We start from the raw sequence: 14,819 nt of genomic DNA on the forward strand, positions 1-14,819 counted from the left end.
GAAGAATAAATTCTCCTTTTCAGCGGAAACCCCTTCTTTCGTTAATACGAATAAGAAAGCTATCCTGTATTAAATGTAAGGAAGGGGCAAAGGGTTATTTTTTTTAGGCTTTTTCATAGAAACCATGTTATATGCCTAGTGGGGAATCTGGTTCTAACTGACTTGTATAATAGAAACGGTGGCCGCAGCTGTTCCTGCTCCAAGCGTAACTGTAGCAACTAAAGAAGCATTGGCTGTGACTCGTATTGTATCTCCTGCAGTAATATTGATAATGATTTGATTGAAAACCATCCCGATTCCAATAGCGGCATTTACCTGTGTCCCTGGTACAGCTGTCGCATTTCGAAATAATTGAAACGAGGTTAGAAGTGTAAGCGTTGGATACAAGGAATAAGTGATGTGATATCTGCCTGCGGTGTTAATCGTAAACGTATCGGCTGTTGGATTATTAACTGTAATACCAGCAGACAAATTCTGAGCATTGGGAAAGGGTATATTAACCGTAGGATTTAAAAGCGTGATTGCAAGTGTCGCTCCGTTAGTATTAACTGCTGCTCCAGCTTGCAATGATGGCCCCGTTGGCCCGGTGGGACCCGTTATACCAGTAACTCCGGTTGCCCCAATGGCACCAGTGGCCCCAATGGCCCCAGTCGGTCCAATGGCCCCAGTCGGTCCAATGGCCCCAGTCGGTCCAATGGCACCAGTGGCCCCAATGGCCCCAGTCGGTCCAATGGCCCCAGTCGGTCCAATGGCCCCAGTCGGTCCAATGGCACCAGTCGCCCCAACGGCTCCAGTCACCCCGGTCGCACCAGTCGGCCCAATAGCGCCAGTAACTCCCGTCGCGCCAGTCGGTCCAACGGCTCCAGTCACCCCGGTCGCACCGGTCTCTCCAGTAGGTCCAGTATGTCCAGTAGGTCCAGTAGGCCCAGTAGGTCCAGTAGGTCCAGTAACACCAGTAGCGCCAGTAGCACCAGTAGCACCAGTAGCGCCAGTAGCGCCAGTAGCGCCAGTAGCACCAGTAGCACCAGTAGCGCCAGTAGCACCAGTAGCACCAGTCAGACCAGTAGCCCCAGTCACTCCGGTCGTTCCAGTGGGTCCAGTCACTCCAGTAGCGCCAGTCGGCCCAGTAGCCCCAGTCGGCCCAGTAGCCCCAGTCGGCCCAGTAGCCCCAGTAGCCCCAGTAGCCCCAGTAGCCCCAGTAGCCCCAGTAGCCCCAGTAGCCCCAGTAGCCCCAGTAGCCCCAGTAGCCCCAGTAGCCCCAGTAGCCCCAGTAGCCCCAGTAACCCCAGTAACCCCAGTAACCCCAGTAACCCCAGTAACCCCAGTAGCCCCGGTAGGTCCGGTAGCTCCGGTCTCCCCGGTAGCTCCGGTAGCTCCAGTCGCACCAGTCGCACCAGTCGCACCGGTCGCACCAGTCGCACCAGTCGCACCGGTCGCACCAGTCGCTCCGGTCGCACCGGTCGCACCAGTCGCACCGGTCGCACCAGTCGCACCGGTCGCTCCAGTCGCACCGGTCGCACCAGTCGCACCGGTCGCACCAGTCGCACCGGTCGCTCCAGTCGCACCGGTCGCTCCAGTCGCTCCAGTCACTCCAGTAGCCCCAGTCGGCCCAGTAGCCCCAGTCGGCCCAGTAGTCCCAGTCGGACCAGTAGCGCCAGTAGCGCCAGTATCCCCAGTCACTCCGGTCGCGCCAGTAGCCCCAGTCGGACCAGTAGCACCAGTAGCACCAGTCAGACCAGTAACACCAGTAGCCCCAGTCGGACCAGTAGCGCCAGTCGGCCCAGTAGCGCCAGTAGCCCCGGTAGCCCCAGTCACGCATTTACTGGATATACCATCACAGCATAAAGAGCCACAGGAATTACAATTGGAGCCACAGCCGACACTACTGACACCAGAACATGAGTTGACGCCTGAAATAGGATTGGAATTATCATTTGCATCGCCGCAATAGGCTTGCATGACGCGTCTCCCCCTCCACAGTCACTCGTCCACTCTTCGTTAATGTCTATCACTAGTCCTATTTTATGAATGCGTATCTTCTATTGATTGCACGCTAGCCTTTTCGAATCGCCCTTGTCAGGTACAGTGTCAATAAACAAAGGTAAATGCTGTATAATGTCGAAATTGTTAATAAAACACAATTGGGGGTTTGGTCATGAGCAAAAAGAAAATGATAATAACTACAACTTCAACAATTGAAGGTACAGAAATACAGCATTATAAAGGTATTGTTTCAGCGAGGGTAGTTACGGGAACGGGGTATTTTGCTGATCTTTTTGCTGATTTTAGTGATGTTTTTGGGGGACGATCCAATACATATCAGAAACAATTGAAAAGTATTTATGACGAGGTAATCGAATTATTAACGGATGAAGCGAGAAAAGTGAGCGCCAATGCTATTATTGGTGTGAGAATTGATCATGATGAAATTTCCGGAAAAGGAAAGCAAATGTTTATGGTAACAGCAACGGGAACCGCTGTAGCAATCGATAATTCTACGCTTTCAAATACGGAGGAAGAAAGGACTATCGAAATCAATCATGAGAGATTGGAATATGAGATCAACAAATTGCAAGTAATAAATAATATCAGAAATGATTCCTCATTAATTTCACAGTACATGCCGTACTTCATACAGCACAATATCTTCGAAGTAATGAATGAAGTTGTTAACTATTATTTACAAACAGAGCTCTATGAAGAGTTTAGTGTAAAAGTAGTCGAATATATACAAGAATTAGAGGTATATTCGAGACCGTATTTATATAAGGAGATACTTACCTCTATGAAGCCTATCAGAATTCTAAATTTGCTTGCTAGGGCAAAAATGCTAGATTATTCCAAGGTTAATGAGTATATAAATGTGAGTTCATTTGAATTCCAAAAAGCGAGTTTAAAAAGCATAATGAGCCATCAATCCTCTTACGATTTAAGTGATATTGATAAAATGGAAGCGATGAAACAAACCTTGAAAAGTGTATTTACAAATAGAGGTAAAGTTTTAGATAGTGAGAAATGGGAATGCGAGTGTGGAAAAACGAATAAGGCTTCTAGCGTCTATTGCAGGTCCTGCAACAAAGATATCAGAGGCTTTAGTATGACGGATATAGACCCTAATGTAGTCATAAAGTTTATCGATGAACGACAACAGATATTAAAGCAAATACTCCTTAAGTAAAGAAAAATGCCTATGCCCCACTATTGAGTAAGTCCGCAAAATCCATAAAGTTAGTCCATGATATATTGAATGTACTAAGAAACCTCATCTCTTAAATGGTTGCTCGACACTTCCATTTGACTAAAGAGAGGTTTCTTTTTGTGTTTTTACTGGCCTTAATCGATAAGAAAAGAGGGGAAGTATCTCCTGTAGGAGCGAAGCGTTTGTCTTTGAGATCGTGAAATCTCCTTTTAAGAGTTTACCCATTCAGATTTCACGATCTCAACAACAACCGGAAGGAGATATTTCCCCGCAAAAACTATAATCGATAGACATAGCAAGAGGTAGCCCTCCCCCTTTATCTTAAATTTAACTCAAATAGAAGAAGACAAAAGGGTAATGTTGGATCATGTGCTTTGTTGTTTTATTAACTTTGTAAACGCCGTGTTAAATAACTTCAATTCGATTGAAACCTCTTATTTCTAGCTGTATGATGAACACAAACAACATGATTCAAACTGAAAACACATAAAACAATATTATCCACATGAGGAGGAATTGTTATGAAAAACAAAATTTACTTAGATGGCAGCAAGCCTACGTATAAAGGGAATTTGCATCTTCATACGACATGGTCTGATGGATCTCTTCCGGCAGCTGAGGTCGTTCAAGCCTTCAAGGAGAAGGGCTATCAGTTTATTTCTATAAGTGACCATGACATATATTCGAGAACGGACGAGTTCAATTCTGCGGATTTCATTACGATTCCTGGAATGGAAAGAGGCGGTCTGAATCCTGTGCTCGACAAAGATCCAGGCTATCATATCGGCGTAATAGATGACCCTACTGTTGAGCCCGAAGAAGAAAGATTCGAGCATTTGCAGACCTTCTCAACACCAATTCCTTGGGAAGGCGATCATTCTCCGCAGGTGCTGATTGATAAGATGCGAGCGCACGGCAATTTGGTTATTTTTAATCATCCGGAATGGCACTTAACGCGCTTCGAAGACATGGTCAAATATGATGGATTCTTTGCTATTGAAATCTATAACCACGCAACAGAATGGTCAACCTCGAGCTCCTATGGAGCAGCTTATTGGGATCATGCGCTACAAAATGGCAAAAGAGTATTCGGTATCGCGGGAGATGATTCCCATGAGCATAATCCGAATTGGAAGGTTCCTGAATACGGTGGAGGCTGGGTGAAGGTACAATCGGCTGCGTTAACGCATGTAGACATCGTGCAAAGTCTAAAGCAAGGACAATTCTATTCAAGCAGCGGTCCAGAAATCTATGATTTGCGAGTTGAGGATGGCCAATTATCAATAGAATGCTCACCATGTAAATTCATTATGTTCAAAGCTTTTCCTCTTAGAGGACCTTTCGTAGGCAACTACGAGAGCGGGGAGCCAGTGTCTCAGGCATCGATGGCAATCGAAGAGGATATGGAATATATCCGTGTGGAATGTATCGATTTTCAAGGTAATGTTGCTTGGTCTAATCCAGTGTTTGTAGCGGACTTAATTCAGGGAGGTGAGTAGAGATGGGAACTGATCCGATCATCTACTTGGATGGAAGTAAACGTAAGTATAAAGGCAATATTCATACCCATTCAACACGAAGCGATGGACAATATGCTCCTGAGGTTGTTATTAACGCTTATAAGAATAAGGGCTATGACTTCATGTGCCTGAGTGATCATGAGATTTATTTCAAGTCCAATGCGCATGACGATGATCATTTTATTATGTTGGATGGCTACGAAATGGCCTGTGAGATGAGCTGGCAGAAGACAGGGCAGCAATATCATGTTCATGGGCTGCTTGACGAGTCACTAAATTCGGACAGTGAATTCGAGCATGACGAAGAGCACGAGAAGCCTGATTATGAGGATTTAGGGACCATTCAAAGCATGATTGACGATATGCGGAACAGAGGGAACCTTATTATCATGAATCACCCGGAATGGTCTAGAAATAAGCTGGATGATTTATTGAAGCTTCAGGGCTATTTTGCCATTGAAATCTACAACCATCAGTCCGAGCTTGATGAAGCGGTTGGTTACGGTGTGAAGCATTGGGACTATTTATTGAAAAATGGTCGCAAGGTTTTCGGGATTGCTGCAGATGACGCTCATGGTGGGGATATGAATACCGCCATATCAGAGTTTTTTGGCGGTTGGGTGTGCGTAGAAGCAGAGAAGCTGCAGCAGCAATCGATTATTTCCGCCTTGAAAAGCGGTCATTACTATTCATCGAATGGTCCAGAAATCTTTGACCTTCGGGTTGAGGATGGCTTCTTACACATTGAGTGTTCCCCGGTAAAATTTATTAGATTCATTACCCATCCTTTTAATGGACGGACTTTATATCATAAGGATGCTTCTCTAATAACCAAAGGAAGCTACAGGGTTGAGGGGCTAGAGCAATATATTCGCGTGGAATGTGTTGATTTTGAAGGGAATGTGGCGTGGTCCAACCCTATTTTCCCATCTGAGCTGTATTAGGAGAAGGTATGAGCAGCTTAGAAACGCAATTTCGCAAAGATATGAAGAAGCTTGTCCTGCCCTCCATTTTACAAATGCTAATCGGCAATTCATTTTCGTTAATCAATACGTTAATGGTTGGAAGCTTAGGAGACATAGCTATTGGAGTTATGGCAGCAGCAGGACAGATCAGCTTCATCCTCAGTATGATTTTAACGGCGATATTCGGAATTACTGCCTTTATAACACAATTTTATGGCACAAACGACTATGTAAATGTGAAGAAAGCATTCGGTCTTATGCTCATTTCCAGTATCGTCATTACTTTGGTTGTATTTATTCTAGTTTCCTGTTTTAAGGCTCCGCTTCTCTCGCTTTTTATCAAGGACGAAGAGGCTATCGCTTATGGTGTTCAATATTTATCCGTTATCGTATTCGTTTTTCTCATTAATTCGATTAAGGAAGTATACGGTAACGCTCTCGGCTCCATTGGCAAAATAAAGCTAACATTAGTAGTTGGCATCATTGCGATGATAGTCAATATTGTTCTGGATTATATACTCATATACGGAAAATTCGGATTTCCTAGCTACGGTATTGTTGGGGCGGCATGGGCAACGTTAGCCTCATCATTACTAAGTACATTCTTACTACTGGGCTACGTTTATTGGAAAAGGTATTACGTAAATGTCACTTTGAAAGAAATTTTCTCATTTGATTGGCCATTTGTGAAAAAAGTCTATACCACAACACTCCCACTCATGTTCCATGAAGGTTTATGGGCGGTCGGAAATATGTTATATGCCGTTGCATTCGGACATTTGGGCATAGTGGCGCTAGCGACCTATCAATTGGCGAATACGTTCAATAGCTATTTTATGATGGGAATATTCGGCTTTGCTTATGCAGCAAAAGTAATGATAGGACAGAAGCTAAGTCAGGATGATCCGAGTGAAGCGATTATTTACGCTCGTAAATTTACCCGCATCGCATTGTATTCAGCATTAGCTGTAAGTGCAGTGGTGCTTCTCTTAAATCCGTATCTTGTTTATCTATTTCCTAACCTCAGCAGTGAGGTCCAATCGGCATTTCGTCATGTCGTCATTATTCAAGCTTTAGTGTTGGTTATGTTCTTCTTAAATAACTTATGGATTGTCGGCATGTTTAGAGCAGGTGGAGATAACCTGTACACGATGAATTTAATTTTGATTACAACCTGGCTTATAGCCCTCCCATTAGTGTTTGCGGGGGCGTATCTTTTCCACTGGCCGGTGGAGTGGGTTTATCTCATGTTTACACTCGAGGAAGTATCTAAGGCGTGTATTGGATTTTTCAGATACCGTTCAAATAAGTGGGCTAGAAATCTTGTTCGCGACATGTAGGAGGAATTATGGAGAAGCCTTATATATTACTAACGCCCGGTCCGCTAACGACAACATTATCTGTTAAAGAAGTGATGCTGAAGGACTGGTGCACATGGGACAACGACTATAAACAAATCGTTCAGTCGATACGACATAAGCTCCTTCATCTAGGTCAAGCATCCGAGGATTTATATACTTCTGTGCTGCTACAGGGAAGTGGAACGTTCGGCGTTGAGGCGACGATCGGCACGGCGATACCTATTAACGGAAAGCTCTTAATTATGGCTAACGGTGCCTATGGAATGCGAATTCAGGATATTGCACGTGTACTAGGAATCCAACATAGAACGATCATCTTCTCGCCGGATCAATTGCTTGATGTCGAACAATTAAATGCTGCTTTGGAGCGGGATGCTGATATTACACACGTTGCTCTCGTGCATTGTGAAACGACAACAGGAATTCTAAATCCTCTAGAAGAGCTACTTAAGGTTATCAAAAGACATAACAAAATCGCAATCGTTGATGCGATGAGCAGCTTTGGTGGCATGCCCATTGCTGTCGAGGAGTGGGGCATCGATTATTTAATTAGCAGCGCGAACAAATGTATTCAAGGCGTTCCGGGCTTCAGCTTTATTATTAGCCTTAAGAGTGAATTAGCGAAGTGTAAAGGAAATGCTAGGTCATTGTCTCTGGATTTGTACGATCAATGGCAGGTGATGGATAAGGAAGCTGGCAAGTGGCGATTTACTTCTCCCACGCATGTCGTTCGGGCGTTCTATCAAGCTCTTATTGAATTAGAGCAAGAAGGCGGAATCGAGAAACGTTATGCAAGATATGTTCATAATCAGCAAACGTTAGTGCGTTTAATGGAGCATGCCGGATTTACAGCTTTTTTACCTGAAGTGTTGCATTCGCCTATTATTACAACCTTTGAATATCCGAATAATGATCGATTTACATTTGAATCTTTGTATGAATTCCTCAAAGAAAAGGGCTTCGTTATATACCCAGGCAAATTAAGCGAGGCGGAGGTTTTCAGAATCGGTACCATTGGGGACGTCCATCCAGAGGATATTGTTAAGCTGTGTGAAGCGGTGTCGACCTACGTTACAACTACACTACGGGAGTGCTGATGCGATAATGAAAGTACAAGGAATTATTTTAGATTGGGCAGGAACAGCAGTCGATTATGGGTGCATGGCTCCGGTGCATGTATTCTTGGATATATTCAGAACAAAAGGGATCGAGCCGACGTTGGAGGAAGTACGGGCGCCAATGGGCTTTCTGAAATGGGATCATATAAAGACGATGCTGGAGATGCCGCGAATTGGCAAGCTATTCGAAGAGCAGATTGGGCGTCCCTATACGGATAGCGATGTCGATCAAATGCACGATGAGTTTGAACCGAAGCTACTAGCAATCTTACATCAATTTGCCGATCCAATTGAGCACGTGATTAATGTAGTCGATCAATTACGGCAGACAGGCTTGAAGATCGGTGCAACAACAGGATATAACGATGCCATGATGAATATTGTTGCCAGCAAGGCAAGCGAGAACGGCTATGCACCTGACTATTGGCTAACGCCGGATTCAGTGAACGGTAAGGGACGTCCTTCTCCCTATATGATCTATAAAAATATGATTCAGCTGGATATGGGGCTGGTCTCACAGGTTGTGAAGGTTGGAGACACAGCATCAGATATACAAGAGGCAAGGAATGCCGGAGTTTGGGCAGTTGGCATCGTTAAAGGAAGCTCGATGCTAGGCTTGACTCAGGATGAAGTTAACGCAATGGAAGATAGCAAGCTTAGCGATCTAATAGAAGCAGCTAAGCAACGTTTCTTACAATATGGAGCCCATTATGTAATAGAGGACATGTCTCAGCTACCCGACATTATTGAAGCGATTAATACCCGCCTTATCGGAGGGGGACATCCAAGTGGAAATTAAATCTTATTTAAGAACCGAAGGCGACATTAATATATCTCCGGAGCGTGGGCAATGGCAGGAGGCTCATTTGAGTGAGCAAACGATGGATGTGCTAGACAATGACAGCCGTTATTTTCTTCATCAATCGATGTCGACGCCATGCTTGAATGTCATTAAGAACGCGGAAGGCATTTATTTAGAGGATATGGATGGTCGCAAAATAATAGATTTTCATGGCAATAGTGTTCATCAGGTCGGATATAAAAATCAATATGTCATTGAAGCCGTTAAGAATCAATTGGATGAGCTACCTTTCTTACCGCGTCGATATACGAGCCCTATTGCCATTCAGCTAGCTCAGAAGCTAGTTGAGCTTGCCCCGGGTGATTTGAACAGGGTGTTATTAACACCTGGAGGAACGAGTGCCATTGGATTAGCGATGAAGCTTGCAAGGAAAGCAACGGGTAAGTTCAAAACAATATCTACTTGGGATTCGTTTCACGGAGCAAGCTTAGATGCCATTTCAGTCGGGGGCGAAGGAGTATTTCGCAACGATATGGGTCCGCTGTTACCGGGAACAGAGCATATGATGCCCTTCAATTCTTATCGCAGTATTTTAGGTGAGTGTGATGATGGTGGCATGAAGGGCTTAGATTACTTGGAGTATGTGCTGGAAAGAGAAGGTGATGTAGGGGCTATTATTATAGAGCCTATCCGCAGCACCGATGTACAAATTCCTCCTAAGGCTTACTTTCAGCGACTGCGCCAGCTATGTGATCAATTCGGTGTTCTGCTAGTACTGGATGAAATTCCGACAGCGTTCGGAAGAACGGGGAAAATGTTCGTGCATGAGCATTACGATATTGTGCCGGACATTGTTGTTATTGGCAAAGGATTTGGCGGTGGTGTTTTCCCGATGGCAGGGATCATAGCACGTGAAGGTCTTAATATTGCACAAGACATTTCCCTTGGACATTACACGCACGAGAAAAGCTCTGTAGGCTGTGCAGCGGCATTGGCGACTATTGAATACATCGAAAATAATGGCTTACTTGAGCATTCAGAGCAGATGGGTGTCGTCTTGAAAAATCGGTTAACACAGATGATGAGCAAGCATGAAATCATCGGAGATGTGCGCGTTATAGGTATGCTAGCAGCGATTGAGCTAGTCAGGAGCAGGCAATCTAAGGAAAAGGCAGTAGAGGAAACGGAGAAAGTCATGTACCTGTGTATGGAAAGAGGTTTGAGCTTTAAGGTTTCTAATGGCAATGTAATTACACTAGTACCACCGTTAATTACGACCCAGGAACAGCTAGAACAAGCATTAGATATTATTGAAGCCGCAATTTCTGAAGTTTCTTCGCAATAAAACAACGATATAACATATGAAACAACAATAAAACAAATAATTAACGTGGAATTAATCCTCCTTTTACACTGCTTGCTTATACTAATCTTGTACGAGAGAAAAAACGAGTGAAGAGACCATAAGGAGGATACAAAGAAATGAAGAAGCTTGTAGTTACTGCTTTAAGTGTGGTCATGAGCGTTGGTCTGTTAGCAGGCTGCGGAACGAAAAATGATTCTGGAAATTCAATTGCAACAGGAAGCGCCAGCAATGGAGACAACACGAAGGTAGTTACGATTTCTGTTCGTGAAAACACTTGGGGAGCACGTAAAGACAACTTTATCGAAGCTGAGAAGCGCTTGAATGAGCAGTTAAAGGCAGAAAATGTTCAAGTGAAAATCGATTGGTGGCCAGGAATTGACGATGATGAGTTGATTCTTCAATTACAAGCAGGTAAAGCAGCGGACATCTTCATTAATTCCAGTGTCGATATTGGTTGGCAGCTTGATGCGGGTCTAATTCAAAAGATCGACTGGGTTAAAGACTCTGAAGTATTCAAAAGCGTTCCGGACTCTTATACAAATATTATGAAATATGATGGTCATTATTATGGTGTCATTCAGGATATGGATGCTTCCCCGGTATTTATTAGCCGTAAAGCGTTACAGGGCTTAGGCTGGACGGACGAGCAGATCAACGGCTTAAGAGCGCGTGTTGATTCCGGAGATTTTACATTCGAGGATTTGGTAAATCTTGCGGACGAAGCTAAGAAAAAAAGCTTGGTTAAAATCGGATTTGCTGTAGAAGATACAAGATTCGAAGGCTGGAACTATGCGTTTAACAACTTTAACTACAACGCAGAGCAAAACAAATTAGTGCTTGCTTCGCAAGCCAAGGACGTATATTCCTTCTGGTCCGATGCTGTGAAACGCGGAGTAATTACAGAAGGCATTGCAGATATTGATACAGATAAGGCCGCTCCTATGTTCGTTAAGGGTGAGGTTTTCGCAGAATTTGCCCGCACGGAGTTTTACCAGATGATGCGTGAAACGAACGGCATGAAGGATGATGTTGAAGGCTACAACACATGGTTTAATGACAATGTGGTCTGGATTCCAGTGCCATCAGCAGCTAAGGGAGGAAAGCCTTCTTCCTATAGTAACCCGGCTCTGATGTTCGTTGGTCCGAAAGTGGACGATGCCAAAATGCCTTACGTACAAAAATTAATTGAGCACGTTCTTGATCCCGACCTGCAAATCAATCATACCATTGCGAGTGGTAAGCTGCCTGTAACACCTGAAGCTCAACAGGATGAACGGTTTAAGGCGATGGAATTTTACAAGGATCACGCCTATTTGGTTCAATTTACTCGCACTCGCCCGGCACAGCCAGATTATGCAGTATTTATTAAAGGCTACACTTTAGGTGTGGATTCCATCCTAACTAAAGGTAAATCAGCAGAAGAAGCTTACGAATTATTCAAAAAAGAAGTGAAGCAAAATGTTCCTGCAGATCATGTTGTTATTCAATAAATAAATCGACGCGGGCTGCGCTCTGCTGAAAGGAGCTCTAATCTCAGGTTAGAGCTCCTTTCCACTTATATGATTAGGAAGTGGGTGAGAGATCGGTATGGAAAGCGTAGTTCCTCCACAAAGATACAAAAAACCGTTAACGAAAAAGCTATATCCTTATTTTTTCATCATGCCGTTCGCGATACTCGTGTTCATATTTTTCGTTCTACCTGCCGTTGCAACGATAGTGATGTCCTTTACCGATTTGAACGCCTCTATGAAGCCTAAATTTATCGGATTAACTAATTTTACGAGAATATTCAATGATTACAATCTCCCGTTAATTTTATGGAACACAGCAATCTTTGCCATTCTATCGTTGCTCATCTCGTTGCTCTTTGCTTTAATCATCTCAATTGCCACACAGTATTTTCTTAAAGGCAAAGTGTCAGCTGTAATATACAGAGTGTTATGGCTTATTCCTAGTATTATTCCTGCTGTCGTCTATGTGACATTCTGGAAATATGTATTCGATCCTACCGAGGAAGGCTTCCTCAACAATATTATGCATCAACTAGGTATCGTATCTGATCCTGTATCTTGGTTTACGAAAGGCGCTATGGCCATTGTTATATTGGCAACGATCGTATCCACGATTTCAGGAGGAATGATTCTGCTGTCGGCAGCTATTAACTCGATTCCTGAGGATTTGTACAAAGCAGCTCGAGTAGATGGTGCAAGTGAGAAATCAGTTATTTTCAAAATTATCCTTCCAACCTTAAAATGGCCGCTAATGTATATTACGATATCGGAGCTCATTGGCTTTGTGTCCTCTTATTTCTTTATCATGCTGCTGACGAACGGCGGTCCAATGCGGGATACAACAACATTGTCCTTATACGCCTTTCAACAAGCGTTTAACTTGAAATATTACGGTTACGGAGCGGCTGTATCATTAATCGTCGTATTTATCTCTTTTATACTGACCCTATTCTTTTTACGCCTGTTCGATTTTAACCAAATGATTAAACCTTCAAGAATAGAAGATTAGCATGTAAGAAGGAGATAAGATCATGTCACCTAGCACACTGAAAAAAGCGCTCGTCCATACGTATATGACATTGTTTACGTTGCCGATTATAGCGATGATCGTTTGGTATTTTCTATCGGCAACAATGAACTTTACGACAGGGCAATTTACAATGGACAATTTCTCCTTCTTCAAGGAGCCTGTGGAATATGCAGGAGTAAAGCTGCCGTTAATTTGGCCGATCGTACTAAATACGATTATGTACTCGCTGTTAATTGTCGCCATTGAGGTAGCCATATCTGTGCCTACAGCGTATGCATTCTCCAGGCTGGACTTTAAGGGGAAGAGAGCGGCGATGAAGTTTCTGTTTCTTATGAGATCTTTTCCAGGCGTCACGTTAATTATCGCGACCTTTTTCATCCTCGTTCAAATGCACTTAGTTAATACCTATTTAGGAGTGCTGTTAGTAGCGATTACGGGCTCTCTCCCAGGTCGAGTGTATATTATGAAAGGCTTCTTCGACGAAGTGCCTTGGGATATTGAATGGGCTGCAATGGTTGACGGCTGTACTCGGTTTACTGCTTTCAAAAAGGTGTTAGTCCCTTATGTATTACCTGGAATCGGCGCGATTGCTGTATTCTCGTTTCTTGGTGCATATGGGGAGTGGTTCCTCTTCAAGCTACTCATATTTAATGATGACATGCTGACGCTAGCAGGCTACTTATCTAAATTAATAACGAAGGAAAATCAAATTATTAATTACGGATTAATTACGGCTATCGGATTGTTCTATACGCTACCGATCGTTGTGTTCTACATCTTCACCCAGAAAATATTCATGAAGGTTAATTTGGGAGGGGCTAAGCAGGTATGATTACTTTGAAAAACATCGTGAAGGAATACGACGGCAAGCAAGAAGGAAATAAGGCTGTTGATGGTCTGGATCTGGAGATTAATAAAGGGGAATTCGTAGCATTACTTGGCCCTTCCGGCTGTGGGAAGACGACGACCTTGATGATGCTTGCGGGGCTGCTTAAACCGACGTCGGGAGAGATTTATTTCGGTGATAGGCTGGTCAATCATGTCGAGCCAAAGGATCGTAACATCGGGATGGTATTTCAATCGTATGCGCTATACCCTCACTTGACGGTACGGGACAACATCGCCTTCCCTTTAAGAGAAAGAAAGATTCCTAAGCAAGAGGCTTATGAGCGTGCGAAAGAAACGAGCAAAATTTTGCAAATTGATCATTTGCTTGATCGTAAGCCTTCCCAGCTATCAGGCGGACAGCAGCAACGGGTTGCGATGGCTCGGGCATTGTCCAAAAATCCAGAAATATTGCTGCTGGATGAGCCAATGTCTAATTTAGATGCGAGGCTGAAGCTAGACGTGCGTGATGAAATTCGTAAAATACAGCTTAAATTAAATGTAACAACGATTATTGTAACTCACGATCAAGAGGAGGCACTCGCGATTTCTGATCGAGTTGCGATCTTGAATGGGGGTAAAATTCAACAATACGCACCACCGAACGAGCTATTCAACCATCCGATCAATTTATTCGTAGCCAGCTTTTTAGGTAACCCGCCTATGAACCTAATCATGGGAACAGTTGAAGAGAGGTCTGGTCATCAAGTTGTCGTCACAAGTGGCTTTGAGTTTGTTCTTCCTGAGGATAGAAGACTCGCGAAGTCGGATATGGGGAAATCTGTCCAATTCGGAATTAGGCCGCATGATATTTCGTTCTGTGATGAAACGGACAATCAAGCCATTAAGATGAAGGTTGATTTAGTTGAGCATTTAGGCAGCGGGAAGCTGGTAAAGGCAATTGATCCTCAGCAGAAGCTCGAAACAATGATTCGGCTACTAATTGGCAATGAAATTGAGGTTAATTCGGGCGATATCGTTTATATTAAGTTTAGGGCTAGTAAGTTTCACATTTTTGATATGACGAATAATGGTCTTAATCTTCTACAATATCGGTAAAGC

General features: G+C 43.7%; 12 protein-coding genes. 11 read left to right on the forward strand and 1 reads right to left on the reverse strand.

Annotated elements, in window-relative coordinates; translation table 11 throughout:
* Nucleotides 1-153 precede the first annotated feature (153 nt).
* Nucleotides 154-1,959 (reverse strand): BclA C-terminal domain-containing protein, encoded by a 1,806-nt coding sequence (locus KCTCHS21_RS06585; protein WP_130606086.1) that lies wholly within the window; start codon nucleotides 1,957-1,959, stop codon nucleotides 154-156.
* A 196-nt stretch (nucleotides 1,960-2,155) separates the two neighbouring features.
* On the opposite strand from KCTCHS21_RS06585, the gene KCTCHS21_RS06590 reads away from it, so the two are divergent.
* The 11 genes from KCTCHS21_RS06590 to KCTCHS21_RS06640 all read left to right on the forward strand — a co-directional run bounded on the left by KCTCHS21_RS06590 (nucleotide 2,156) and on the right by KCTCHS21_RS06640 (nucleotide 14,816).
* The gene (locus tag KCTCHS21_RS06590) at nucleotides 2,156-3,178 is read left to right on the forward strand and encodes a YbjQ family protein (protein ID WP_130606088.1); all 1,023 of its coding nucleotides are present in this window, start codon (nucleotides 2,156-2,158) and stop codon (nucleotides 3,176-3,178) included.
* A 542-nt stretch (nucleotides 3,179-3,720) separates the two neighbouring features.
* Nucleotides 3,721-4,698: a PHP domain-containing protein gene (locus KCTCHS21_RS06595; RefSeq protein WP_130606090.1), complete on the forward strand. Its 978-nt coding sequence runs from the start codon at nucleotides 3,721-3,723 to the stop codon at nucleotides 4,696-4,698.
* A gap of 2 nt (nucleotides 4,699-4,700) precedes the next feature.
* Entirely contained in the window at nucleotides 4,701-5,663 is a 963-nt protein-coding gene (locus KCTCHS21_RS06600) for a PHP domain-containing protein (protein ID WP_130606092.1), read from the forward strand.
* A gap of 8 nt (nucleotides 5,664-5,671) precedes the next feature.
* Nucleotides 5,672-7,024: an MATE family efflux transporter gene (locus KCTCHS21_RS06605; protein WP_130606094.1), complete on the forward strand. Its 1,353-nt coding sequence runs from the start codon at nucleotides 5,672-5,674 to the stop codon at nucleotides 7,022-7,024.
* Between the two features lie 8 nt (nucleotides 7,025-7,032).
* A complete protein-coding gene (gene phnW / locus KCTCHS21_RS06610; protein ID WP_130606096.1) occupies nucleotides 7,033-8,142 on the forward strand; it encodes a 2-aminoethylphosphonate--pyruvate transaminase in 1,110 nt (369 codons plus the stop codon).
* A gap of 7 nt (nucleotides 8,143-8,149) precedes the next feature.
* Nucleotides 8,150-8,962, forward strand: a complete 813-nt coding sequence (gene phnX, locus KCTCHS21_RS06615; protein ID WP_197726511.1) for a phosphonoacetaldehyde hydrolase — start codon at nucleotides 8,150-8,152, stop codon at nucleotides 8,960-8,962.
* The gene (locus KCTCHS21_RS06620) at nucleotides 8,952-10,310 is read left to right on the forward strand and encodes an aspartate aminotransferase family protein (RefSeq protein ID WP_130606098.1); all 1,359 of its coding nucleotides are present in this window, start codon (nucleotides 8,952-8,954) and stop codon (nucleotides 10,308-10,310) included. Before phnX ends, KCTCHS21_RS06620 begins: the two co-directional genes overlap by 11 nt.
* 137 nt (nucleotides 10,311-10,447) lie before the next feature.
* A complete protein-coding gene (locus KCTCHS21_RS06625; RefSeq protein ID WP_130606100.1) occupies nucleotides 10,448-11,821 on the forward strand; it encodes an extracellular solute-binding protein in 1,374 nt (457 codons plus the stop codon).
* Between the two features lie 97 nt (nucleotides 11,822-11,918).
* Complete coding sequence (locus KCTCHS21_RS06630; protein WP_130606102.1) at nucleotides 11,919-12,851, forward strand: carbohydrate ABC transporter permease; 933 nt, start codon at nucleotides 11,919-11,921, stop codon at nucleotides 12,849-12,851.
* Between the two features lie 22 nt (nucleotides 12,852-12,873).
* Nucleotides 12,874-13,704 (forward strand): carbohydrate ABC transporter permease, encoded by an 831-nt coding sequence (locus tag KCTCHS21_RS06635; RefSeq protein ID WP_130606104.1) that lies wholly within the window; start codon nucleotides 12,874-12,876, stop codon nucleotides 13,702-13,704.
* Entirely contained in the window at nucleotides 13,701-14,816 is a 1,116-nt protein-coding gene (locus tag KCTCHS21_RS06640; RefSeq protein WP_130606106.1) for an ABC transporter ATP-binding protein, read from the forward strand. The genes KCTCHS21_RS06635 and KCTCHS21_RS06640 overlap by 4 nt, the downstream gene beginning before the upstream one ends.
* Nucleotides 14,817-14,819: the final 3 nt, after the last annotated feature.

Source organism: Cohnella abietis (genome assembly GCF_004295585.1).
Lineage (GTDB): Bacteria > Bacillota > Bacilli > Paenibacillales > Paenibacillaceae > Cohnella > Cohnella abietis.